Source organism: Bacteriovorax sp. As-1 (assembly GCF_058446905.1).
This window is the reverse complement of sequence record NZ_CP184341.1, coordinates 1,394,207-1,418,161: the sequence shown is the minus strand read 5'-3', so window position 1 is coordinate 1,418,161 and position 23,955 is coordinate 1,394,207. Positions and strand designations below refer to the sequence as shown.

The window sequence follows — 23,955 nt, the reverse complement described above, 5'->3', positions numbered from 1 at the left end:
AAATGATGAATGAAAAATAGAATTTTGTCTAAACATTCAGTGCCGCTTATTGTGCAGGTTGCTTCGGTAATCTTTTTTTTCTTTGCCGTTTTTATTGCCAATAAACAAGCACCGGCTTCATTAGAAAAAAAGATTAAAGTTTATTGGTTCATTCCTGACGGACTTCGGGCAGATCGCGGTCAATTTAATATTTTTGAATGGGCCAACAATGGAGAACTTCCCAACTTAAGGCTTTTAATGGCCAGGGGGAGCTATGGTTATTCACGTCCCGTTTTTCCAGGACACACACCAACAAATTTTGCGACTCTTTTAACGGGAGTCAATCCTGATAAACATGGAATTGCCGATGGGGCGATGAGAACTTTTGGCTACCCTCTCAGTATGGTGAGCAAGGGGGGCTTTAGCTCTTTAGCGAAGCTTGTTGCGCCTATTTGGACAGAGTTAGAAGATAAGAGTTACATCGTTTCTCTGCAGTCAGTACCAGGGTCAACTCCTCCTGAAATTTTCAAAGGTAATGTTATTAAGGGCCGTTGGGGAGGATGGGGTGTTGAGTTTCCATCGATGGTTGTTGAGCCAGAGCAAAAGGATGAGAAATTATACAAAAGCCTGGGACACAACAGGTTGGTGTTTGCGAGTGGTCCTGAGCTTCTGACGTTTGCGCATGAGAAAAAAACTAATTTTTATGAATTCAAGACATGGGGACAGCGCTTTAACATTCAAGTATTGAAGGATGCTGTGACTTTGTCTGTGAATGGGAGCGAATATCTTTTAAAGGAAGGACAGTGGTCAAATTGGTTTATGTTGCCACTTACTTATGAATTAAAAAATGACTACCAGATTCATTCACCTAAAAAGACAGGTTGGGAAAATCAGCTTTCGTCTGTAGATGTGAATGTGCATGCCAAAGTGAAGCTGATTGCATTATCCGATGGTAAATTCCGTTTAAGGGTTTTATTTGATTCTTTAAATGAATATTTAACTTATCCGGCAGTTCTGGCAGACGATATGTCAAAAAAACTAGGACCAATGGTTGATTTTGTCGATAACTATCCACCACAGTTGATTTATCACAAGAACGATAAACAGACTTTTTTGGAAGAATCAAAACTGAGCTGGGATTGGCATCAAAGAGTTGTTGCTTATTTGATGAAAGATTTGAAATCCGATTTCATTATTCATAGTGTTTATAATCCAAATCAAATGCTCACGAGCCGATGGTGGCTTCCTTTTATTGATAATGATGGGCATCTATCACAAGCGATTTCAGCAGAAGAAAAAAAGTTACTTTGGACAGAAGTTAAAGAGATGTACCGTGAAATGGATCGCGTCTTGGGCGAGGTCATGAAAAATGCGGATGAGAACACCTATGTTATTTTGAGCTCAGATCACGGGGCAATTCCTCTCAACAATGAAGTTCGTTTAAACAATCTTTTTTCTAAAAAGGGATGGTTAAAATTTAACTATAGCGAGCGGACAAAAAGTTATGAAATTGATTGGAAAGAAACGCAGGTTGTTTTTCTGCAGATGAATAATATTTATATTAACCCTAGAGGACTGGGCGATCCTTATAATCCAGTCCACACTAAAGAATCAGAGAAACTCAAAGAAGAAGTGATTAAGGCGATCAATGAATTAAGAGATGATAAGACAGGCAAACGAATTCTGGCCGGAGTCTGGCGCCGAGAAGACGTTGCAGAAATCCATATGCCCAAAGAGCGTGTTGGTGATTTGGTTATTTCACCTCTGCCTGGTTTTAGCTGGGTGGAAGATGTAAGTGAAGACGGGGAAATTGTCACTGGCTCATTAAGGGGGGGGTATAAGCAGGCCTTAAATCCGGAGCATGTTGAAGGACTCTTAACTCCTTTTGTGATTGCCGGTCCAGGGATAAAAAATAATTTCAAAATTGAGCACGTTTTACAACACGCAGACCAGTATGCAACAATCGCTAAAATAACAAAAATAAATCATCCGACCAAGCCCTTGCTTGACGGCAAAGTTATAAATGAAATTTTTTATATGGGTGGAAAATGAAAAAGTTAATTGCAGTTTTGTTTTTGGCTTCTAGCATAGCAATGGCCGATGAGCCCATTAAACTTCGTATTGGATGGCAAGTTCCTTGGGCGCTTCAAGGTCAGCTGGTTCAGGTTTTAAAACATACAGATATCCTTAAGAAAAATGGAATTGAAGCAGAGTTCGTTGGAAGAAATTTTGGGCCGGAGTTAAATGAGCTAGCAATGGGATCACAAATTGATGTGGTTTTGACTGCAGATCAGCCAGCAGCTCAGCTTTTTTCAAAAGATAAAGGATGGGTGGGGATTTCTCGTATGATGTACAACAGGACATCAACGTATGTTCCAGTGAAGTCTCCAATAAAAGATTTAAAAGAGTTAAAAGGAAAAACTGTTGGTGTGCCGTTTGGTGCAGCGGCAGAAAGAATTGTGGTAGATGGACTAACACAAGCAGGATTGAATGCTAGAGAAGATGTAAAATTAATCAACCTGGGGATTCAAGAGCACATTCCACTAGTTTTAAAAAGTGGAGCAGAGTCAGTGATGTGGGATCAGTTTGATGCTTTAAGCGGTTTTGACCCAGTTCCGGCCATCTTAAAATCAAGAGGACTGGTAAGAGAGATTCATGTTGGCAAAGTTTGCTCAATGATTTTGATGAATAAGGAGTTCCTGGCAAAGAGTCCGAAGGCCGCAGTCGCAATGATTACATCTATGCGTGATGCTTATGCTTATTACAACAAAAATAGAGTACAAGTTGATAAATGGTTTATGGAAGAAGCAAAGTTTGATTTAAAAGACAGTGGCGCTTTGGCCATTGCTTCATCACTTGAGCCAAATTTAAATGCCAAGAAGAATGCTGATATTCGTATGCAGTTTAATGAAGATGACTTCATGATTATGCAAAAGGGAGCAGACTTCATTAAGAAAAACATTAACAAAGAGATCAATATGAAAGACTTTGTTAATAATGATTACGCTAAGCTTGTAAAATAATGTACAACCTTCTTTTAAATTCCTGGAGCAGTTTTTCTCGCGTTCTCATCGGAGGCGCGATGGCAGTTGTTCTGGGGATTCTCCTGGGTTTTTTACGCTATTCTTTACCACGGTTTCTCAAAAGAAATTTTATAATCAATTTAATCTTAGATGCACCTAAGTTTCCGCCGCCGATTGCGTGGATCCCTTTTGTTATTTTATTTTTCGGCATTGGTAATGCAGCTTCTTTTATCATTGTTTTTATCGGTGTTCTGCCTTCAATTGTCACGCAAGTGTATGATGGGCTGGAGAGTATCAAGCTCGAAGTGCTTCAGACGGCGAGGTCAATGCAGTTAAGTAAAGTGAAGATGCTTAGGTTTATTCTTATCCCAGCGATCTTACCTCAACTCATGACCGGTATCCGCGTAGGTTTTTCTATGGGCTGGATGTCGATTATTGCAGCTGAAATGATCAGTGGGCAATCGGGGTTAGGGTATTCCATTCAGATCAATCGAATCAATCTGCAGTATATCAACATGATTTACGATATGATCGCTATTGGAGTCATTGGGTATTTTATGACGAGACTACTTTATTTACTGGAAGCGAGGATGGCCCCGTGGAAGTAGTTAAAGTTCAAAATCTTTATTTTGCTTACTCCGAAGGTTCATCGGTTTTTTCAGGAATCAATTTCACTGGTCATTCTGGTGAGGTGGTTTTACTCAAAGGAACTTCGGGGCGTGGGAAAAGTACTTTGGCCTCATTGATTGCAGGTCATTTGAAACCTCTAAGTGGAAGTATTGAAGTCGGCAGAAAAAAGATGGTCGCACCTTCCCGCGATGTCATCGTCGTTCATCAGGAGAATGATTTATTTCCATGGTTGAGCGTAAAGGGTCATTTGCATTTTCTAAAAGAAGCAGGATTAGAAACGGAAACGATAGACCTTGATGGTTATTTACAGAAGTTTGGATTGGCAAAGTCTAAAGATTTATTTCCCAAAGAAATTTCTGGAGGGATGAAGAGAAGATTGGCCATTTTGCGTGGGATGCTTCTTAAACCAAAAGTTCTGATCTTAGATGAATCACTAAGCTCTTTAGACGATAAGTGGAAAAATGACATTTTATCTGAAGTTAAAAGTTTTTCGGAAAAAAATAATATTCTCTTAATTCTTATTGATCATAACACTGAAAGTATTGGCCATTTAATTTCCAGAGTTGTGGAGCTTTAGCATGTTAAAGTTTCTGGTTTTTTTCTTGCTCTTTATCTCTTCGTCTTGGGCGATGCCGGTTATCCAGATCGGGTGTGAGCTCTATGATGAAAATGGCGGCTTAATTAAAAGGTTTCCGGGTTCAATGTGCCACTTTGAAGAAAGTGGTGACAGGATTCAGGTCAATTATCAAGATATCCAATATATCAATGCCAATGAAAAAGTACTCTGGTCAGCTCCAGGGGTTCACCATCATCAGCTTAAAGTAGATGACGATAGGAATGAGTTGGCGATCTTAGGGGAAACATCTCATAGCGTTTTTGGCTGTGAGACCAGATTCGACACAATTGAAATCTATGATATGAAAACAGGACGAAAAAAACACGTAGTTGATTTCCGAGATGTTTTTGAGGAAAAGATTATTCAAATCTCCAGAGAGTATGCCTTCTTAAAAAAACTCATCATGAGAAATAATAAAAATTATTTATGTGATACCACTCATGTGAATTCTTTTTTTCAGATTACCAAGAATCCAATTTCTAAAAAAATCCCGGCATTTGTCGAAGGAAACTGGTTGGTGAACTTTTCTTTTACCGGATATGTACTCATTTTTGACCGCGATTTTAAAAAAGTCTTATGGCATAGAAATATTGAACTTCCAGGGATTAACTTTCACGACATCCAATCAACGCCTGAAGGAAAAATTCTTCTTTATGTGAATAACCACTTCAGTGCATCTGAACCAAAAAGACCTTATTCTGCGATCGCTGAAATTGATCCTCTCGTAAATGGCAAAGAGGCCATTAAGGTTTATGATATGAAATATCAGGGGAAGAAATTCTATCAAGCACTCGCCGGCGGAATGCAACTCTTGCCGAATCAAAGAAAACTCGCGTCAGTGTACACTCCACAAGAAGGGCACATGGCCGCCTACTTTGATAAAAATTGGAACGTAGAGAAAAAATTCACACCCAAACCCGCTCCCTTTGGCAGCGGAGGCCAAGTCTTTCAAGAGGCGCGCTTAATCAATTTAAATACCTTCTTCAAAAACTATCGTGGGCCTTTTTAACCTGTGCCTTGCATTATTTAGTTGCATTTTTTCACTCTTATTTGACGCACTATAAGTAGCCTCCTAAAGAATGACAGTATAATATGCCTCCTTCTTTAGGAGGTTTTTTTATGTCTCAAACCCAGACACTGGAAGGGAAGCGTGAGCTATTGCTAAAACTAAGACATGAGTCTGAACTTGGCGGTGGTGAAGCCCGTATTAAAAAACAACACGAACAAGGTAAATATACAGCGAGAGAAAGAATTGAGCGCCTGGTAGATCCGGGGTCATTTCTTGAATTCGATCGTTTCATTATTAGTAAAAAAGCGGTTATGGGAAAAGGAGAGTCTTTTCTTGGTGACGGTGTAGTTACAGGTATAGCAACTATCAACGGACAAAAGATCGCTCTATACTCTCAGGACTTTACTTGCTTTGGTGGATCTCTAGGATCTGCTCACGCAAAGAAAATCTGTAAGATCATGGATTTTGCTCTTGAAAATAGAATTCCAATCATCGGAATGAACGACTCAGGTGGAGCTCGTATACAGGAAGGTGTTGAAGGTCTAGCGGGATACGGTGAAATTTTCTACAGAAACGTAAAATGTTCTGGGGTAATTCCACAAATCTCTTTAATCCTTGGGCCATGTGCTGGTGGAGCGGTTTATTCTCCTGCTCTAACAGACTTTATTTTCATGGTTGATAAGACATCTTATATGTTCGTAACTGGACCAGATGTTATTAAAACTGTAACTCATGAAGAAGTAACAAAAGATCAGCTTGGTGGAGCTGGAACACACGCAGAGAAATCAGGTGTGGCTCAGTTCAAAGTGGCTTCAGAAGACGAGTGTTTTGAAAGAGTTCGCGAACTACTTTCATACATTCCAGCTGCTAACTTTACGAAAGCGACTCCAAAATACACGTCGGATACAATCTATCGCGACAACGTAAAAATTAAAGAAACTGTTCCAGCTAACCCTAAAAAACCATACGACATGAAAGAGATTATCTTTGATGTTGTTGATGATGCTCAATTCTTAGAAGTTCATAAAGACTACGCGAAAAACATCATCGTTGGTTTTGCTTCAGTTGGTGGAATTAAGATCGGGATCGTGGCCAACCAACCAGCAGTTCTTGCTGGTGTTTTAGACATCGATTCATCTGAAAAAGCAGCTAGATTTGTTAGATTCTGTGACGCTTTTGATATTCCTATCCTAACTCTAGTAGACGTTCCAGGATTCCTTCCAGGGACTAACCAAGAGTACGGCGGGATCATTAAGCACGGATCAAAACTTCTATACGCTTACTCGGAAGCAACTGTACCTCTAATCTCAATCATCACTCGTAAATCTTACGGTGGTGCATATCTCGTTATGGCGTCTAAACACATCAGAACTGACGTTAACCTTGCTTACCCAACTGCGGAAATCGCGGTAATGGGAGCTGAGGGAGCGGTTAACATTATTAACCGTGCTGATATGGAAGGATTAACAGGGAAGGCTTTCGACGATAAAAAAGCACAGCTAATTGCTGACTATGAAGAAAAATTCGCAAACCCTTACAGAGCTGCGGAACTTGGATTTATGGATGCGATTATTCTTCCGGAAGAAACTCGTAAGAGAGTTTATGAATACCTTGTCGCTCTTAAAAATAAGAAGCAAGAGAAGCCTAAACGTAAACACGGGAACATCCAACTATGAGCCAAGGTACAACAAAGACGACTGCATCTAATAAAAGAATTCTCATCATTAACCGTGGGGAAATTGCCTCTCGTATCGCTAAGGCGTGTCGCGAGTTAGGTCATACTGCTGTTGGTGTTTGGACTGATAATGAAGTTCAAGCAAAGCACCTTGAAATGTGTGATGAATGGGTAAGACTTCCGGGTTCTACTAATGCTGAGACTTACTTAAACATTCCAAACATCCTTGATGTTTGTAAAAAGTATAAAATCGATGGGGTTCACCCTGGATACGGATTCCTTTCAGAAAACACTGAGTTTTCACAAGCTCTTGTTGATAATGGAATCGTATGGATTGGACCACACCCAGAAGCTGTAAGAGTTATGGGTGATAAAGCTGTTTCAAAAGAATTTGCTCAAAAAGTTGGTATGCCAGTAGTTCCTGGTTCAACTGGGCCGGTAAAGTCGATTGAAGAAGCTATCAAAATCGGAAACCAGATTAAATATCCTATCTTACTTAAAGCTGTTGCTGGTGGTGGTGGACGCGGTATGCGCGTTTGTCACAACGAGGAAGACGTTAGAAATAACTTCGAAGCTGTAGGAAGAGAAGCAGCAGCTGCTTTCAAAAATGGTGATTTACTTGTAGAAAAATACATCGTAAACCCTCACCACATTGAAGTTCAGATTCTAGCTGATAGAAAAGGGAACGTTTTCCACTTCTTCGAAAGAGAATGTTCAATTCAACGTCGTCACCAAAAAATCGTTGAAGAGGCTCCATCACCATTCATTGGAGATGATGAAGATCTTCGCCAACGTGTATGTAACTCAGCGGTAAACCTTGCTAAGGCCATCAAGTATGACTCTGCAGGAACTGTTGAATTAATTATGGGTGAAGACAGAGAGTTCTATTTCCTTGAGATGAACACTCGTATCCAGGTAGAGCACCCGATTACTGAAGAAATCACAGGAATCGACTTGATCGTATGTATGATCCAGTCTGCTTTCGGTGACGATCTTGGTATTCCTTCACAGGAATGGATTAAGAGAACAGGTCACGCTATTGAATGCCGTATCTGTGCTGAAGATCCAATCACGATGCTTCCAGCTCCAGGAACTGTAACAGGATGTGAAACGAACTTCCCGCAAGGAACTCGTTTTGATAACTGTCTTTATAAAGGACTCCAAGTAACTCCAGACTTCGACCCAATGGTAGGAAAGCTGGTTGTTAAAGGGATTCTAAGAGAAGTAGCAATCAGAAAAATGAAAGCTGCTCTTGATGGTCTTTTAATCGAAGGATTAAAAACAAACATCCCTCTTCATAAAGTTATTATGAAGAACGAAGTTTTCGTTAAAGGTAAATATTCAACTAACTTCATCGGTACCGAAAAACCTCAAGAACAGGTGAGTACAGACATGAATTTCACGCATATCTATAAGCAGATCGCGGGAATTGAAGCAAGAAGAATGGGGTTATAATGAGAACGTATTTAATTGATAACGATAAAAACGAATACATTATCGACCTGACAAAAACGATCACTCACTCAGCAGAGATGGTGGAGTTTGAGTTCAGAACGATTAAAGATCAAAAAGAAGTTAACAAAGAAACAATCTTTGTTAGAAAGCTTGCTGATCAGTACTTTGCTTCAACTGATGGTGTAAGATGGAATAAGCTTGCTCGTCAGGATTCTCCAGGGATCATGCTGAACGTGGATAAAGTTTTTAAACTTTACCGCGGATACAAGCCATCTTCTCTAGGTGGTGGAGACGAAGGCGGTCTATTTACGCAAATGCCTGGTAAGGTTGTTAAGATCAACTGTAAAGTTGGCGACAAGGTTACAAAAGGTCAGACACTTTTAATTCTTGAAGCTATGAAAATGGAAAACGAGATTAAGTGTGGAACAAATGGTGTTGTTAAAGCTATCCACGTTAAAGCGGGAGATGCTCTTGATAACGGCGTTTTAATGATCGAAGTAGAAGCAGAATAAGACTTTTTAAAAAGCTTTATACGAAGGCCTCAGCATGTCTGGGGCCTTTTTATTGGTAAAAGCCAATGAGTTCAGGGAAAAGGGCCAGCATCTTTTCCTGTCTGACTTTATCCAAAGACACGGTTTGCATTAAAAACATCTTTCTAGCCGAAGGAGAGTCTTCTGTTTTTTCTTCGGCGTAGTTGAGTACCATGTGAAGTTGCTGAATCAAGTGTTCAGTATTTTTGATTTTGTAGGCCTTGAGTTTGTTTTCAATATAGTTCAGGAAGAGGTCTCTTAGGGCCTTCTTTTCGTTTTGAGAGAAAATCGTCACATTGTAGAAAGTCGGGTGGTGGACGATGTTGAGGCCAATCTGGCTTCCATCTGTAATGAGTCCTTCTCCAATGAGATGAGAGAAGAATTCAGGTAGGTGAAAAGCGTTAAGCACACTTACCGTGGGTGTGATGTAGTATTTGATGTGCGGGTGAGCTTGCATCTGGCGGTGGTTTTCCAGAATTTTCTTCCAGTCCATACCACTCCTAATGTATTCACCTTTTTTTCCAAATCCATCGTAGCTTAGGAAGAGGCTTACATCGCTAAATTGTTTCCAGTAATCAAACGTGATTTTGTTTCCAAGTTTAATCGCTGAGAAGTTTGTATTGTAGTGGAGAGTAAGATCGGTATTTTTATGGGCCAGGAGTTTATCTAGCATTAAGTAATGATCGGGCTCAAGTAGAGGCTCTCCTCCAGCAAAATAAACCTTTTTAAGTGTCGGCAGCATTGGGTCTATCATGCTCCAAAATTCTTCTTTGGTTTTTGTCGGTCTCAAGATCTTAGTGAACTTTTCTGAAGGAGTGAGTTCATTAAAATCCTCATACCAAGATGAACTTGAATTCGGCCCGCATGTGCGACACTTGAAGTTGCAGGCATTGGAAAAGCGCAAATCAAGGGATGTGATATTTAGCTCCGGTAGAGTTCCATCGGGAGCGGTTTGAGCGATTCTATTTTCAATTTCATCTTGAAAGTCTCTATTGGAGTCTTGTCTTAAACTCGTTCCACCGCATTTTTCGATGTCGTAGCAGTGAGTGCAGGAAGGCACTTTTTTACCTTCAAGCATGTCTGTTCGAATTTTTTTATAAGCTGGAGAGTTGTAGATTTCGGCCAGAGAATTCTGATGAAGGTGACCAATTGCTTTGTCTCTCGTTGATAGACAGCAAGGAAATGCTCGCCCATCTGCCTCGATTGCCGAATGCAACCAAGGGAGAATGCAAAAGGTCGACGAGGTCATTTAAGGACCTCGTTAATGTAGTCTTGAGCGGCACTTAGAGGAGATTTTTTCTCTGCTGTGACTTCATTTTCAAGACTGGCGCGTTTGTCTTTGTATTCTTTTTTAGAATTAAGTCTTAGCTCGATTAATTCATGAACGAGTTTATGAAACCAGTTTTTATTTTGTTCAGCTCTTTTAGTTTTAAAAGCGCCGGCAATCGCTGGAGTTGTTCTGTATTCACTGATGATGTCGTAGACGTTATCAATTCCGGTTTTTTCCAGGGATGAAGTCGCGACAACTTTTGGTTTCCATAAAGAAACCGAAGTTAAGAGTTCAACGGCCCCTGTGTATTGTTGAACCGCAGCTTTTGCTAATTGAACCGTTTGTCCGTCGGCCTTATTGACGACAATGAGATCAGCGAGTTCTAAAATTCCTCTCTTGATCCCTTGGAGTTCGTCACCGGCATTGGGAAGCATAAGGATGGCGAAAAAATCCACCATGCTATGAACTTCATACTCAGATTGTCCAACACCAACAGTTTCAACGATGATGAAATCAAAGCCGGCAGCTTCGCAAAGAACGATGGCCTCTCTGGTTTTAAAGGCCACACCACCTAATGAACCTGATGTTGGAGATGGACGAATGAACGCTTCATTCATTGACGAGAGTTTTTCCATTCTCGTTTTATCGCCCATAATACTTCCGCCATTAATCGGAGAGCTTGGGTCAACAGCAAGAACGGCAACCTTGTGTCCTTTTTCGATAAGGTGCTGGCCGAAAGCTTCAATGAAGCTCGATTTACCAACACCCGGCACACCAGTGATCCCGATGCGAAAGCTTTTCCCCGAATGAGGAAGGGCCTGATCTAAAAGAGTTTCAGCAAGAGCGCGGTCAGAATCTTTTGTTGATTCCAAAAGAGTGATGGCCCTTGCCAGAGTTCTTCTATCGCCACTAATCAGTTTATTAAAATCAATCATTATTGGCCTTTAAGATTTTCTTCGATTGCTTTTAGAACATCGCGGGCAGCAACTGGAATAACAGTTCCTGGTCCGAAAATTCCTTTAACTCCCGCCTTCCATAGGAAGTCGTAGTCTGTTTTTGGGATAACTCCACCAGCAACAACGATGATATCGTCGGCACCAAGTTTTTTAAGTTCTGCAATTAAATCCGGGATAAGAGTTTTATGTCCGGCAGCTTGAGAAGAGACACCCACGACGTGAACGTCGTTTTCTACAGCTTGTTTTGCGACTTCAGCAGGAGTTGAGAAAAGAGGAGCAAGATCGATATCAAAACCAACATCAGCAAAAGCGGTTGCAATAACTTTAGCTCCGCGGTCGTGACCATCTTGACCCATCTTCGCAACGAGCATTCTCGGACGGCGTCCGTGTTTTTCTACGAAAGCTTTAATGTCGTCAGCTATTTTCATCCAGTTCTCATCCTTTTCAAAAGATTTACCGTAAACACCGGTTACAGTTTGTGTATTGGCATTATAGCGTCCCCAAACTCTTTCCAGGGCGTAAGTGATTTCCCCAACGCTGGCGCGAAGGCGAGCGGCCTTCACTGCAAGGTCAAGTCCGTTTCCTTTTCCAGTGCGAGCGTATTCTGTCAGCTCTTCAAGAGCTTGCATAACAGCTTCGTCATCGCGGTTGTTTCTAAGTTTTTCTAAGCGGACAATTTGTGAGTCGCGAACTTTGTGGTTATCAATTTCCAGAGTTTCAATCGCGTCTTCTTCTTTAAGACGGTACTTATTAACTCCCACGATAACATCTTGTCCTTTATCAATGCGGGCCTGTTTAATCGCCGCTGATTTTTCAATGTTTAGTTTTGGAATACCTGTTTCGATAGCTTTTGCCATTCCACCAGCTTGTTCAACTTCATCAAGGATGGCTTGAGCTTTATCAATCATTTCTTGAGTCAGAGCTTCCATCATGTATGATCCACCCCAAGGGTCGACAACGTTAGTGATGTGAGTTTCTTCCTGGATAATGATCTGAGTGTTTCTGGCGATTCTTGCCGAGAATTCAGTTGGAAGAGCGATGGCTTCATCAAAAGCGTTCGTGTGTAGAGATTGAGTTCCACCAAAAACAGCGGCCATGGCTTCAATCGTTGTTCTGATAACGTTGTTGTATGGGTCTTGCTCTGTTAGTGACCAACCAGAAGTCTGGCAGTGTGTACGAAGCATTTTTGAGTCTTCTTTTTTTGGGTTGTATTTAGATACAACTTTATTCCAAAGGAATCTAGCTGCTCTAAGTTTTGCAATTTCCATGTAGAAGTTCATTCCGATACCAAAGAAGAATGAAAGTCTTGGAGCGAAGTCGTCGATGTTCATGCCAGCGGCAAGAGCAGTGTCAATGTACTCTTTTCCGTCAGCGATTGTGTAAGCAAGTTCTAGAACGGCATCCGCTCCAGCTTCCTGCATGTGGTATCCTGAAATAGAGATTGAGTTGAATTTTGGCATATTCTTCGCTGTGTAGGCGAAGATGTCAGCGATCGCTCTCATTGAAGGAGCTGGTGGGAAGATATAAGTGTTTCTCACCATGAATTCTTTTAAGATATCGTTTTGGATAGTTCCAGAAAGTTTATCTTGAGAGACACCTTGCTCTTCAGCAGCAACGATATAGTTAGCTAAAATTGGAAGAACGGCTCCGTTCATTGTCATTGAAACAGAAACTTTATCTAATGGGATTCCATCAAAAAGAATCTTCATGTCTTCAACAGAATCGATAGCCACACCAGCTTTTCCAACGTCACCAGAAACGCGCGGGTGATCTGAATCGTATCCGCGGTGAGTGGCAAGATCGAAAGCAACTGAAACCCCTTGAGCTCCGGCCGCTAGTGCTTTTCTGTAGAACGCGTTTGATTCTTCTGCAGTTGAAAATCCTGCGTACTGACGGATTGTCCACGGGCGTCCCGCATACATCGTAGCTTTTGGCCCTCTAATGAAAGGCTCAATTCCAGGCATTGTATCTGTAAATTTTAATTTTTCAGTATCAGCTTTAGAGTAGAAGGCCTTAACAGGAATTCCTTCTGGTGAGTTCCATGTCAGGTCGCTTGGCTTTTTGCCTTTGGTTTCTTTTTCGACGAGCTTTTCCCAATCGTTCAACATACATTTTCCTTTAGATAAGAGATGGACTTACTCTAGCAAAGAGTTGTTAAACTGGGAAATTTGATGCGTGGCTCAGAGCGGGTTTTAGACGATAACTTTGAGGTTGTTACAGGTTTTGCACACTTCGTGCTTGTAGCGGAATCCTTGCTTTAAATCCTCTCGGAAAGACTGGTACTCAGGCTTGATCCAGATGTCTTTGATATGCTCTTCGAAGACGTTGCCCATGACGGTTTTTTCCTGGTAGTCCTCGTAACAAGTCACAACGTTTCCGTTAACGGTAACAACCAGGGCACAAGTAGGAATGAGACACATTTTTTTAGATGGGTGATCGAGCTTTTTTCCGAAATCAACCAGGTTGCCGCGATTAGTGTAAACCAGTTTAGAGTAATCAAAAAACTGATTGCGGGCCTTTTCTTCAGGAGAGAGATTGTTGTAAGTTTCTTCAAAAGCGATTTTAGAGAGGCCTTTGTGTTTGGTGACTGTGAAGCGGTCAACACCCGCTTTTCTTAGAGTTTCATAACGCTCAGGATTTAAGTACACACCGTTAGTAAAAATTTCGGACTGACTTTTGGGCAAAATTTCTTTGCTGAGTTTGACGAAAGATTCAAGCTCCGGGTGAAGCATCGGCTCGTTGTAAAAGTGATAGCTGATTTTTCCTTCGTAATTAATGTCTTTTAATTGATTCATGATCACGCGGAAATTTTCCAGCGACATCAGGCCTTTATTAATTCTTTCGGTATTTGAATTGGGACAATAAGTACACGCTAAGTTGCAATGATGATTGATCTCAATTTCAATGCCTAGAAAATACTTAATCATGTCTTGGGTGCCGCGTAGATTTTCCCAATGGGAAATGCTTTATTATTGACATTAATTCGTTAACTGTAGAATACTTTTGGAAAGAAGGCAAAAGGGGTTTATTCATGTTTGAGAACAATTATTCGATTCCAGAAGACATCGTTTCTAGGTCTAATCAAGATGGAACAGTGATCCTGATGAAAATGGATGAAGGTAGTACGTTCTTTAAAATTAATGGGGCCGCTGCAGAAATCTGGAAAGAGATGGTAGCAAAAAAAGACCTTAATCAAATCGCTGAAGAAATGTTCTCAACTTACAATGCTTCAAAAGAACAAATTCAATCTGATATCACGAATTTTGTTGAAACTCTGTTATCGAAAAACCTTCTGGTAAAAGCTTAATTATTTATTTTTTTGATGATGAAATCCCCAATGATGAGATATTCGATGGGGGTTTTTTCCATAAAACGTCTAGCGTCTGCCACTGTTTCTAAAATCGGCTCATCCATAACATTGAGTGATGTATTTAACAGGCAGTAAAGCCCGCTTTTTTGACCGAACTCGTTAATTAATTTATAAAATTTTTCATTTTGACCAGCTCTTACGGTTTGCATGCGAGATGTTTCATCGATGTGACTCACTTCTTTTAAAGTGGCCTTGAATTCAGGGCGAACTTTAATCGCATAAGACATGTAAGGGTTGTTAAAGCCTTCTTCGACATCAAAGTAGAGATGGGCCTTCTCGTAGAGAACCGAGCAGCCGTACGGGCGGAAGTTCTCACGAAATTTAACGTGGGTATTGAGTTTATCTTTAAGGCCAGGAATATCAGGGCGAGAAAGAATACTGCGGTTTCCAAGAGCGCGAGGACCTGATTCACTTCTTCCTTGAAACCAGGCAATTGTTTGCCCGTCGTGAAGAAGTTGAGCAGCCGCTTTTGTAATATCCTGGTGTTTTTCTAATTCAAATTCATCCGAAGTGAAATGTTTTTCGATTTCATGATCAGTCGGCACTGAACTTTGAGCGCCAAAATAGGCCGATTGATTTTCAAATAAAAGAGGTTGCCATGATTCTGGGTATTCTTTGAATTTTAGAGCGTGCGCCAGACCAAAACCAATACATTCGTCTCCGGGAAATGGAGGGACGAAAATTTTTCTAAAAAGATTTTGGTAAAGGATTTTTGCATTGTTAGTGCAGTTGAGAGCGCATCCACCGGTAAGAATCAGGTTTTCGTATTCAGGGTGAAGTTCTTTGACTTTCGCGATGATTCTCGCGTAATCGTCCTCTAGTGCTTGTTGAACTGTCGCTGCAATATTTTTAAAAAGCGTATGGTCTGTTTTTTCCCAATCTTCTTTAGATCTCTTTTTAAAGCTTAAGTCCCATGGAAGATTTTCCATGAAGTCGTAATAGTCTTTTAAGGGGAGTGCTTTTCCAAATGAAGCCAGTCCCATAACTTTCCCTGAAGAATTAGGAGAGTTGAAAATGAACTCAGAAGCTTTTTCATAAGCAGAACCAATACGATTTCCAAAACTGTGCTGAGAGTGTTTGTGAGATTTGGAAAAGCGAATCGTTTGCCTGAATGAAGGAGTGAGTTTGACTCCGTCTTGTAAAAAGACTGAACATTCCTCATACTCTTCTGCGTTCACTTCAGTTCCAGCACCATCCATGACAATGATCACTGCTTTTTCAAAAGGTGAGATGGCCAGAGCTGCCGAAGCGTGACAGAAGTGGTGGGAGATAAAAGTGATATGTGGGTTAAACCTACTGGTGAAAAAATCCAGGTTTTCTTTTTTTAGGTAATCATAAAAAGGGAAGATTCCGTTTTGGATGTCTTCGATTTGCATTGGGTGATGGACATCGCGATTTTCAGCTAACATTAGGACTGAGCGATCAAGTCTTTCGCTAAGAGCTTTAAGAGGAAGCTCTGGCCAGGCACCTGAATTTTTCTTGCGGTTTAATCTTTCAGTCAGGAGCATTTCGACAGTTTGATCCTGGTCGATTAAACAAACAGAAGAGCTGTATTTTGTTTTTCCCAAGCCTAAGTATTGCTTTTTCATTTGGCGTACGCCTTGAAGAAAGAAATAAAAGCAGGATCGGAAAATGAATGAAAACAGCGCTGGATATCTTCTTGGGACTCAAAGTTTTTCTGTTGAGAAATTAAAATTTGAGCAAGAGATTTAGGTTTTAAACTTTCATTTTGAAGAGGAAGTCGAGCCATTTCATTTTTTAACAGTGAGTGAATCGTTTCCATTGAAAAGGCTTCAGGAAAGCCAGGTTGTCCTTGTCGTCTTTCTCGCACGGCCAGCAATAAAATTTCGGTAAATTGCTTAAGGGGTATGATGGGGCCGGTGTCTGTTAAAAGGGGCGTGATGTAATAAATATGATCGGGGTAATGATTTTTATATTCTTTGTGTCCACCCCAATCTGATAAAACGCAAGTGGCTCCAGAAAGAAGTGCTCTAAAAGCGGCCATGCCAAAATTTTCATCAGAGTGAGTTGAAGGACTGACAAAAATATAATTTGAGCCAAGTTCCTTTTGAATATCTAATCTATTTACAAAACCTTTAAAAGTCACTTGGTCTTTGAGGTCTAGTGTTTGAACTAACCTCTCTAGTTTTTCCAGATAGGTATTTTCTTTTTGACCAATGTTGGGGTAGCCCAAGTGATCTTCGTTTCCATATAAATACAGAGGATGATTCTCTCTGATACTCAGAGGGAGATCTGAATAAGCTGTGATTAATTGATCCAGGTTTTTTTGTGGGGAAATTCTTCCAATATAAACAAAAGGAGCACTCGCACTTAAGTGATCATGAAGCATTGGAGAATCAGAAATAGTAAAAGGGATTTTTTGCGTTCTAGCGTTCTCAAAAGAAATCTTCATCGACTCTAAGTCGCCTTCACATGTGCCAATAAAAAGGTCATTGGATGTAAAAAGAGAAAGAACTCCAAAGCGCTCTAGTGGCCAAAGTCCAATAGTCGCCAGGCCGTGAAGATAGAAGAAAAAAGGAGTGTCGATCTTGTAACTCTCTCTGATCATTTTAATAAAGCGGGCGATTTTTGTATTAAAACATGAAATCACAATCAGGTCTGAAGAGATAAGCGCTGGCATAAACTGCGATGGCACTGAATCGTCGACATTGATTGTTGTCAGAGAGTAGTTTTCTTTTTTTGCCAGTTCGCTCCATGACCTCTCAATCATGGGAATAATTTCCTGCATACTGGTCCAGACAAAATTGTCTTTGCTGGTCAGAAGGACAATGCGCTTTTGATTAGGCATGAATCCTCTTTAATTTTTCCTGCCATTCTTCAATTGTCTCATCCAGAGTCACGTGCACTAATAGAACGCGGGAAAGAATATCAATCGTTGGTAGGAAATCAAACTTGTGCTGAGTTTTTGGAAGAAGCGCATGCCACTGCCAAATGTGATGGGCCGGTCTTAACATGGGAGAATTGGTTTTGATGCCAAGATTGTTAAGAGAGATCACCATGGCATTAACGATAGCTGCGTCTTTGCATAACAGGCGAGATGTTGTGAAACACTCACCCTTTTTATCGTAAGTAGGAACTTGTTCGAATCCTAATTCTGAGAAACGCTGGTCTAAAAGTTCTTTTCTTATTTTTAAATCCGCAATGATTGTATCTAATCGATCTAGTTGAACATTCATCATGGCCCCTTGAATTTCAGAGGCGCGCATAGATTTTCCGGAAAACTTGGCAATGGAATAGAGGTCTTTATGAGTGACACCAAACTGGTTGCAGGTATCGTGATAAAGAAACGCTTTTTGATAAAGCTCCTCATCATTTACATTCAAAGCTCCACCTTCCCCACACGAGATGATTTTATCAACGTTAAAGGAGAAGCAGCCAAAAGCTCCAAAACTTCCGAGTTTTTTATTCTGGTACTGACCACCGACAGCTTGAGCGCAGTCTTCGATGAGAGCGATCTTGTGAGTCTGACAAAAATCTGTCAGTGCATTCAAATTGCAGGCATAACCATCCATGTGAACGGCGATGATGGCCTTAGTTTTATCAGAGATTTTATGTTGTAAATCGAGAGAATCAAAACTCAGGTGCTGGTCGATATTTACTACAACCGGAGTGGCCTTGAGTTCTAAAACAGCAGCTGCTGTCGCAAAAAAGGTGTAAGCGGGAATGAGAACTTCGTCGCCTTCAGTGATTCCGAGTGAAAAAAGAGCATTTACCAGGGCATTTGTGCCACTTGAGAGAAGAATAGAATTTTTGGAATCAATGTAGCGAGCGAATGACCTCTCAAATTGTGAGCATTCTGTCTCGACATCCTTGCCTTGGTATCTGAAGAGTTTCTTGGTTTTCAAGACTCTTTCGATCGCCTTGATTTCCAGGTCGTCACAGTAATACATAGGGCCTTTTTCCTCGATTTTCGCTCTTAAGATACACCATCTTATTGGCAATTTACCGACTATGTAAATACGAAGGGAAATGCTAAACCATTGTCGCGCAGTGTAGTTTTTTAAAATTTTGTTAATTTAGAATATTGGTTTATAGTATTAGCTATACAAAAATGAGGTTTAGCATGGAAGATAACAAAAATAAGGCGCTTAAGGACTACGTTTTTGGAGAGATCAAGGAATACGATCTTGAAAAAATCGAAGCTGAAGTTCTAAAAGACAGCGTTTACCTAGACGTTTTTGCAGGCTCTGATGTTGCATTTAAAAATGATATCTCAGCTCTTAATGCACAAGACGCTCTTTCAAAGCTAAGCCAACTTCAAGCTTACAACTTCACATACAAAACTTCTGAATTCCCGGAACACAACTTCCCACAGGGTGAGCAATTTGGTTTCATGGCACAAGAAGTAGAAAAAGAATTCCCTCAACTAGTAAAAAAAGATCCTCAGGGGCATAGTTTCGTAAACTATCAGCAAATGATTCCGATCATGGCCGAGACGATCAAGAACCTGAACGAAAGAATCCTTAGTCTGGAAGAGCAGTTAAAGAACAAGTAATGCATCTCTCTTCTTTTACGTGGTAAAATGATAAGTAGAGCAATTGGTTACTTCATTTGTCTTCTCGCTCTTATTCTCCCTTGGAGATTGCGTGTTATATTAAGTGAAATCCTGGGGTGGATCACTCAATTCGTTTATTTCACTTATTTTGGAATCCTAAACTACATTCTTGGCGAAATTAGAAAGGCCAAAGAACTTGAAGAAGAAAAGAGGAAGCAGTCATGAATCCATCAGGAAAAGCTGTCGCCATTTTATTCTCTGGAGGAACAGATTCGACTCTGACGGCAGCGATGCTTCAGGAGAATTTCGAAAAAGTTCACCTGGTCACTTATGACCGTTTTGGATTTCACGCCACAGACAATACAGCAGTTCAAACTCAGGCCTTAAAAGAGAAATATGGAGAAGATCGTTTCATTCATACATTTTTGAATGTGGATAAACTTTTCCAACACGTTTCTTACGAAAACTATTTTGAAAATATAAAGAAGCACGGGCTCTTTAATCTTTCGACATGCGGGCTTTGTAAGCTCTCTATGCACGTCAGGACAATCAAGTACTGCATCGATAACGACGTTTACTTCGTCGCCGATGGTGCAAACCAGGCCATGACGATGGAGCCGGCGCAGATGAAGCCGGTGATTGATGAGATGAAAAGGATGTACGCCCATTTTGGGATTACTTATTTTAATCCAGTCTTTGAAATGGATGGCCCGGAAGATAAAGACTTTATCAATAAGTCTAATGCCAAGCTTTTGGCCCGCGAGTCAGATTACAGTGTCACTAGTTTTGAAAACGAAAAGACACCGGGATTCAGGCTTTATAAAATGGGGCTGGCACCTTCTCCCAATGTTAAAGGTTCAGACTATGATAAGAAAAGGCAACCTCGATGCTTTCAGTTTATCATTTTTAATATTTTCGCTCTGAAATACTTCATGGCCAACAAAACCTATGAAGAATACACTGATCTGACGACGAAGTTTTACTCGGATAAAATCAAGTCGATGATTAAGCTGATAGAAAATCGCAATGATAAAAAAGTAAAAGTGATGCTGGATTAGACCATGAGTTTTTTCGACCAGGATTTAGGATGTTGTGGAGCTAGCTTTGAAAAGAATAATATTTCTTTTCTGGGCCTTCTTACTCTTTCAACGACAGCACTTATTTTCTTATCATTTCTTTGGGTTTTAACCTGGCCGTTATCACTAGTCTTTAAATCATGGCACAATGTTTTGGGTGTTGTGATTAAGGCCAATGCTGACTTGATCAAAAACAGCTCACTCTTACGAAAAACAAAATGTGAGATGGCAGGAAAGATTCTTAGATATTCACCAAGAGCTTCAGGTCTTTTTTTTAAATCATTTAATTTCGTTATTCTCTTTTCTTCTTGGGGGCTTTGTTTCGCAGGCCTTTCATGGTGGTTCTTGAAATGAGACTCGATACTAAAAAAATCCGTGCAGACTATGCAGTGTTGGGTAAAAAAGTAGGCGGACAGCTTCCTATTTATTTTGATAATGCTTGTACAACACTGAGACCTGAAAGTGTCATTAAAGCTTCTCAGGCTTATTACTCGGATCATCCAGCTTGTCATAACCGCGCTGTTCATAAGTTTGGAAAACAGACGACAAAAGAATATGAAGCAGCAAGAAGTACGGTTGCGCGCTTCCTTGGCGCTGATAGGCCCCAGGAGATTGTTTTTACCAGAAACACAACAGAGGGAATCAATCTTATTGCCAACGGATTGGACTTTAAAAAAGGTGATATTGTCCTGACGACAAACATGGAGCACAATTCAAATTTAATTCCCTGGCAAATGCTGGCGATGGAAAAAGGAATTGTTCATAAGTTAGTCGATATCAAAAAAGACGATCAGACCTTTGATTTAGAATCTTATAAGAAAATTTTTACTGAAGGCAAGGTCAGACTGGTGTCTGTCTTCCATACGTCGAATGTTACGGGTATGAGTCTTCCCATTAAAGAGATGGTGCAAATTGCCCATGAAAATGGGGCCCTCTTTTTACTCGATGCTGCTCAGGCGATTGCTCATCAGAAAATTAATGTAAAAGAGCTAGATGTTGATTTTCTGGCCTTTTCATTTCATAAGGCCTTTGGCCCTTCTGGATTTGGCTCTCTTTATGGGAAGTTTGAACTTCTTCAGAAGTTAAAACCTCTTCTTTATGGTGGAGAAACTGTTTTAGATGCAGATTATACTTCATTTACTTTTGCTGAAACTCCTTATCGTTTAGAGGCTGGACTTCAAAATTATGCGGGAGCAATTGGAGGAGCGGAAGCTCTTCGTTATATTGAAAAACTGGGTATTCAAAGCTTTCATCAGCATGAAGTGAAAATTAATCAACTTATTACGAAAGAGCTCTTAAAACATTCAAACATTGAAATCCTAGGTCCTAAAGAAGCAGAGCTTCGCTCTGGAATTTTAAATTTCTCTTTGAAGAATAAAGATATGGGAGAGCTTTCGATTCTCCTGGATGAATCAAAGAATATTATGACCAGAAGCGGTTTTCACTGTGCTCATGCCTGGTTTCATAAAGAAAATCTTCCTCCGACCTTGAGACTTTCATTTTCTGTTTATAACACTCAGGAAGAAGCAGAGACATTTGTTTCAGTCATTAATCAAATTATTCAGTTTTATTAACAGGTAAAAATGTACGATAAATCGACTTATACCAGTCTGAATGCCATCAATGAGAAAATATCTTTTCTAAAGTATCGCTCGGGTTTTAAGTACGATTTTGACATCGCTCCCTTTCAACATTTTGCCTCAATGAGAAATCAGGCAGGAAGAGGGATAGATCTTTTTCCTCAGGGAATTCCTCATTTAATTGGGGCGACCTCAGATTGCTTGCAATGTTATTACGGTTTTCAGCTCGATACCTATATGAATGGGTGCACCCATGAGTGCGTTTATTGCTGGGCCAAAGCGGAGCTCTCTAAGATTGACCAATGGAATAGTCCGGTGCCTGTGCCTATTGATATCTCATCACTGTGGGAGCTTTTTTATAAAGCATTCGAGACGGATGAAGAATTTCCTCTGAGGGAAGTTTTTTTAAAACGTGTTCCATTAAGGATTGGTTCGATGTCGGACCCTTTTCTTTCGATGGAAAAAAAGTATAAAAATACGCTTGAGACACTAAAAATTCTTAAGGCCTATAATTATCCCTTTTTATTTTTAACCCGCTCGCCAATAGTGGCGGAGGATGAATACTTAAAGTATATGGACCCGGAAAAGGCGACAGTGCAGTTTTCGATTCCTACGTTAAATGAACAAATGGTTAAGCTCATTGAGCCGGGGACAGAATCGCCATATGCAAGATTAGAGGCCTTAAAAAAGTTAAACCAGGCCGGAGTTTTTACCTCGGTAAGGCTTAACCCACTTTTTCCCAATTTCCCCGATAGGCACCTGAGTGGCAAAAAAGGAAGTTTTGGCGATAGGCCTGTTTTTGATTTTTTTAATCCTTCGATGATTGAGGAGATCAGAAGTTATGGCTGTAAAAACCTGTTAGCTGGTTTTGTTCACATGGATGGTAAGACAACTCAGGCCGTGAGTCAGAAAGTTGGCTTTGATCTTCGCTCGCTTATGAAAGAAGAGATCAAGCAGACGACAGAAGGTTTTAAATATAGTGTTCCGGAAATCAGGTCTTATTACGAAGCTATTTCTCAAAAATGTAAGGAAGTCGGAATGGACTTTTCGACTTGTTATCTTGGTTTGGGAGAAAGTTACTTCTGGAAAGACCAGGATCTTTGGGCCGATAAAAAAGACTGTTGCAACTTAAAGAAAAATGTCCCTGCTTTTAAGAGCGATACGAGAGAGCTTTCCTTTACAAAAAAAATGAAAATTCTCTATCCAGAAATGAATTCATGGCAATTGATTTTTAACTCAGGTTGGTTATACCGCATGAGAAGTTATTTGCTTAAGAACCTGTGGGATTAATGTTGGAAACTCCAGTTTATATTTTAGGATTGGCCTATGGTTGGGAGAAAGCGGGAGCTACTTTATTAAAAGATGGCAGAGTCGTCGTTAATTTTTCAGAATCTCACTTTAGCCATTTAAAAGACGACTACTCTTTTCCCAAAGAATCAGTGTTGGCATGTTTAAAGAAAGAAGGAATTACACTCAAGGATATAAGTTATATTGCTTTTTACGACAAACCTCTTCTTAAGTTTGAGCGAGTCATGAAGGATGTCATTTTCAAAGTGCCTTTTTCCTTCCTGCGTTTTATGAATACGACGAAAGAGTGGATTTCAGAAGGGAAGATGCTCTTTAAAAATCAGATGAGCGAAGAGCTTATAAAGCTTTACCCTAATGAAAAAGTTCCAGAAATCCTTTTTAGTGAAATGCCAGTGACTAAAGAGCTTTTGCATAGACATTTGCCAAAACACTTAAATGCTTATGATTTTGGAGCTGCTTGTGCTGTTTGGGAGTTGCATTTAAAGCACGCTATTCCAGCTGATAATTTTCAGGCCTATGAGCATTTTGAAGATCAACATTTTGAGGCAATAAAAAAAATAAGCCTCGATCCTTTTTTACCAAACCAAGATCAATTGGAGAGGGGGGAGTTAAGAAAGTTTGGAATAGTCATGGGGCTTTTAATCCTTGGACTTTTTGGTTTTGTCATTCCTTATTTGAAACACACATCTCATTCATACTGGCCGATGGTTTTAGGTCCATTATTGATGATCTCGGGACTTTTAAAACCAGAGTGGCTTAAGCACCCTTATATCGTTTGGATGGTCATTGCTAAGATTGTTGGAAAATTAAAGTCCTGGGGATTTTACACCGTGCTTTATTTTCTTGTTTTGTGTCCTTACGCTGTTCTTGCCAGAGTCTTTTTCAGAAAAAGTCTGAGTGATGAAAAAGATGTCGATAAACATACGCTCAACATGAAGAGCGTCTTCTAGAAAATTGCCTTA

At 40.3% G+C, this 23,955-nt stretch carries 22 protein-coding genes and 1 pseudogene; 16 read left to right on the top strand and 7 right to left on the bottom strand.

Annotation, left to right across the window (positions count from 1 at the left end):
• Positions 1–9: 9 nt before the first annotated feature.
• The 8 genes and pseudogenes from ACN20O_RS07170 to ACN20O_RS07135 all read left to right on the top strand — a co-directional run bounded on the left by ACN20O_RS07170 (position 10) and on the right by ACN20O_RS07135 (position 8,899).
• A complete protein-coding gene (locus tag ACN20O_RS07170; RefSeq protein WP_491638582.1) occupies positions 10–2,031 on the top strand; it encodes an alkaline phosphatase family protein in 2,022 nt (673 codons plus the stop codon).
• Positions 2,028–3,002, top strand: a complete 975-nt coding sequence (locus tag ACN20O_RS07165) for an ABC transporter substrate-binding protein (RefSeq protein WP_491638580.1) — start codon at positions 2,028–2,030, stop codon at positions 3,000–3,002. Before ACN20O_RS07170 ends, ACN20O_RS07165 begins: the two co-directional genes overlap by 4 nt.
• On the top strand, positions 3,002–3,610 hold the full coding sequence (locus ACN20O_RS07160) for an ABC transporter permease (RefSeq protein ID WP_491638578.1): 609 nt from the start codon (positions 3,002–3,004) through the stop codon (positions 3,608–3,610). The genes ACN20O_RS07165 and ACN20O_RS07160 overlap by 1 nt, the downstream gene beginning before the upstream one ends.
• A 92-nt stretch (positions 3,611–3,702) precedes the next feature.
• Positions 3,703–4,209, top strand: a pseudogene (locus ACN20O_RS07155) (ATP-binding cassette domain-containing protein); the annotation flags it as partial.
• 1 nt (position 4,210) lies between these two features.
• The gene (locus ACN20O_RS07150; RefSeq protein WP_491638576.1) at positions 4,211–5,257 is read left to right on the top strand and encodes a hypothetical protein; all 1,047 of its coding nucleotides are present in this window, start codon (positions 4,211–4,213) and stop codon (positions 5,255–5,257) included.
• 110 nt (positions 5,258–5,367) lie between these two features.
• Positions 5,368–6,933, top strand: a complete 1,566-nt coding sequence (locus tag ACN20O_RS07145; RefSeq protein WP_491638574.1) for an acyl-CoA carboxylase subunit beta — start codon at positions 5,368–5,370, stop codon at positions 6,931–6,933.
• Positions 6,930–8,387 (top strand): acetyl-CoA carboxylase biotin carboxylase subunit, encoded by a 1,458-nt coding sequence (locus tag ACN20O_RS07140; RefSeq protein ID WP_491638572.1) that lies wholly within the window; start codon positions 6,930–6,932, stop codon positions 8,385–8,387. Before ACN20O_RS07145 ends, ACN20O_RS07140 begins: the two co-directional genes overlap by 4 nt.
• Positions 8,387–8,899: a biotin/lipoyl-containing protein gene (locus ACN20O_RS07135; RefSeq protein ID WP_491638570.1), complete on the top strand. Its 513-nt coding sequence runs from the start codon at positions 8,387–8,389 to the stop codon at positions 8,897–8,899. The genes ACN20O_RS07140 and ACN20O_RS07135 overlap by 1 nt, the downstream gene beginning before the upstream one ends.
• Positions 8,900–8,948: 49 nt before the next feature.
• Here ACN20O_RS07135 and ACN20O_RS07130 read toward each other — a convergent pair whose 3' ends face one another.
• The 4 genes from ACN20O_RS07130 to ACN20O_RS07115 form a co-directional block, all read right to left on the bottom strand.
• Positions 8,949–10,166: a twitch domain-containing radical SAM protein gene (locus tag ACN20O_RS07130; RefSeq protein WP_491638568.1), complete on the bottom strand. Its 1,218-nt coding sequence runs from the start codon at positions 10,164–10,166 to the stop codon at positions 8,949–8,951.
• Complete coding sequence (gene meaB, locus ACN20O_RS07125; protein ID WP_491638566.1) at positions 10,163–11,122, bottom strand: methylmalonyl Co-A mutase-associated GTPase MeaB; 960 nt, start codon at positions 11,120–11,122, stop codon at positions 10,163–10,165. The genes ACN20O_RS07130 and meaB overlap by 4 nt, the downstream gene beginning before the upstream one ends.
• On the bottom strand, positions 11,122–13,251 hold the full coding sequence (scpA, locus tag ACN20O_RS07120) for a methylmalonyl-CoA mutase (protein ID WP_491638564.1): 2,130 nt from the start codon (positions 13,249–13,251) through the stop codon (positions 11,122–11,124). The genes meaB and scpA overlap by 1 nt, the downstream gene beginning before the upstream one ends.
• 84 nt (positions 13,252–13,335) lie before the next feature.
• Complete coding sequence (locus tag ACN20O_RS07115) at positions 13,336–14,070, bottom strand: radical SAM/SPASM domain-containing protein (protein WP_491638562.1); 735 nt, start codon at positions 14,068–14,070, stop codon at positions 13,336–13,338.
• 104 nt (positions 14,071–14,174) lie between these two features.
• On the opposite strand from ACN20O_RS07115, the gene ACN20O_RS07110 reads away from it, so the two are divergent.
• Positions 14,175–14,450, top strand: coding sequence for a PqqD family protein (locus ACN20O_RS07110; protein WP_491638560.1), 276 nt, complete (start codon positions 14,175–14,177; stop codon positions 14,448–14,450).
• Here the strand turns inward: ACN20O_RS07110 and ACN20O_RS07105 are convergent.
• The 3 genes from ACN20O_RS07105 to ACN20O_RS07095 are packed head-to-tail and all read right to left on the bottom strand — an operon-like array spanning position 14,447 to position 18,424.
• Complete coding sequence (locus tag ACN20O_RS07105) at positions 14,447–16,102, bottom strand: carbamoyltransferase C-terminal domain-containing protein (protein ID WP_491638558.1); 1,656 nt, start codon at positions 16,100–16,102, stop codon at positions 14,447–14,449. The genes ACN20O_RS07110 and ACN20O_RS07105 overlap by 4 nt on opposite strands.
• Positions 16,099–17,322: a glycosyltransferase gene (locus ACN20O_RS07100; RefSeq protein WP_491638556.1), complete on the bottom strand. Its 1,224-nt coding sequence runs from the start codon at positions 17,320–17,322 to the stop codon at positions 16,099–16,101. Before ACN20O_RS07100 ends, ACN20O_RS07105 begins: the two co-directional genes overlap by 4 nt.
• Positions 17,315–18,424, bottom strand: coding sequence for an aminotransferase class I/II-fold pyridoxal phosphate-dependent enzyme (locus ACN20O_RS07095; protein WP_491638554.1), 1,110 nt, complete (start codon positions 18,422–18,424; stop codon positions 17,315–17,317). Before ACN20O_RS07095 ends, ACN20O_RS07100 begins: the two co-directional genes overlap by 8 nt.
• Positions 18,425–18,597: 173 nt before the next feature.
• On the opposite strand from ACN20O_RS07095, the gene ACN20O_RS07090 reads away from it, so the two are divergent.
• From ACN20O_RS07090 to ACN20O_RS07060, 7 genes are read left to right on the top strand one after another with little or no spacing between them, the layout of a single operon-like run.
• Complete coding sequence (locus ACN20O_RS07090; RefSeq protein WP_158649743.1) at positions 18,598–19,029, top strand: tail fiber domain-containing protein; 432 nt, start codon at positions 18,598–18,600, stop codon at positions 19,027–19,029.
• 27 nt (positions 19,030–19,056) lie between these two features.
• The gene (locus ACN20O_RS07085) at positions 19,057–19,254 is read left to right on the top strand and encodes a hypothetical protein (protein WP_133566658.1); all 198 of its coding nucleotides are present in this window, start codon (positions 19,057–19,059) and stop codon (positions 19,252–19,254) included.
• Positions 19,251–20,087 (top strand): adenine nucleotide alpha hydrolase family protein, encoded by an 837-nt coding sequence (locus ACN20O_RS07080; RefSeq protein ID WP_491638551.1) that lies wholly within the window; start codon positions 19,251–19,253, stop codon positions 20,085–20,087. The genes ACN20O_RS07085 and ACN20O_RS07080 overlap by 4 nt, the downstream gene beginning before the upstream one ends.
• A 3-nt stretch (positions 20,088–20,090) precedes the next feature.
• Positions 20,091–20,459: a hypothetical protein gene (locus ACN20O_RS07075; protein WP_491638549.1), complete on the top strand. Its 369-nt coding sequence runs from the start codon at positions 20,091–20,093 to the stop codon at positions 20,457–20,459.
• Entirely contained in the window at positions 20,456–21,679 is a 1,224-nt protein-coding gene (locus tag ACN20O_RS07070; RefSeq protein WP_491638547.1) for an aminotransferase class V-fold PLP-dependent enzyme, read from the top strand. The genes ACN20O_RS07075 and ACN20O_RS07070 overlap by 4 nt, the downstream gene beginning before the upstream one ends.
• 9 nt (positions 21,680–21,688) lie before the next feature.
• On the top strand, positions 21,689–22,975 hold the full coding sequence (locus ACN20O_RS07065) for an SPL family radical SAM protein (protein ID WP_491638545.1): 1,287 nt from the start codon (positions 21,689–21,691) through the stop codon (positions 22,973–22,975).
• Entirely contained in the window at positions 22,975–23,943 is a 969-nt protein-coding gene (locus tag ACN20O_RS07060; RefSeq protein WP_491638543.1) for an SxtJ family membrane protein, read from the top strand. Before ACN20O_RS07065 ends, ACN20O_RS07060 begins: the two co-directional genes overlap by 1 nt.
• The last annotated feature ends 12 nt before the right edge of the window (positions 23,944–23,955 follow it).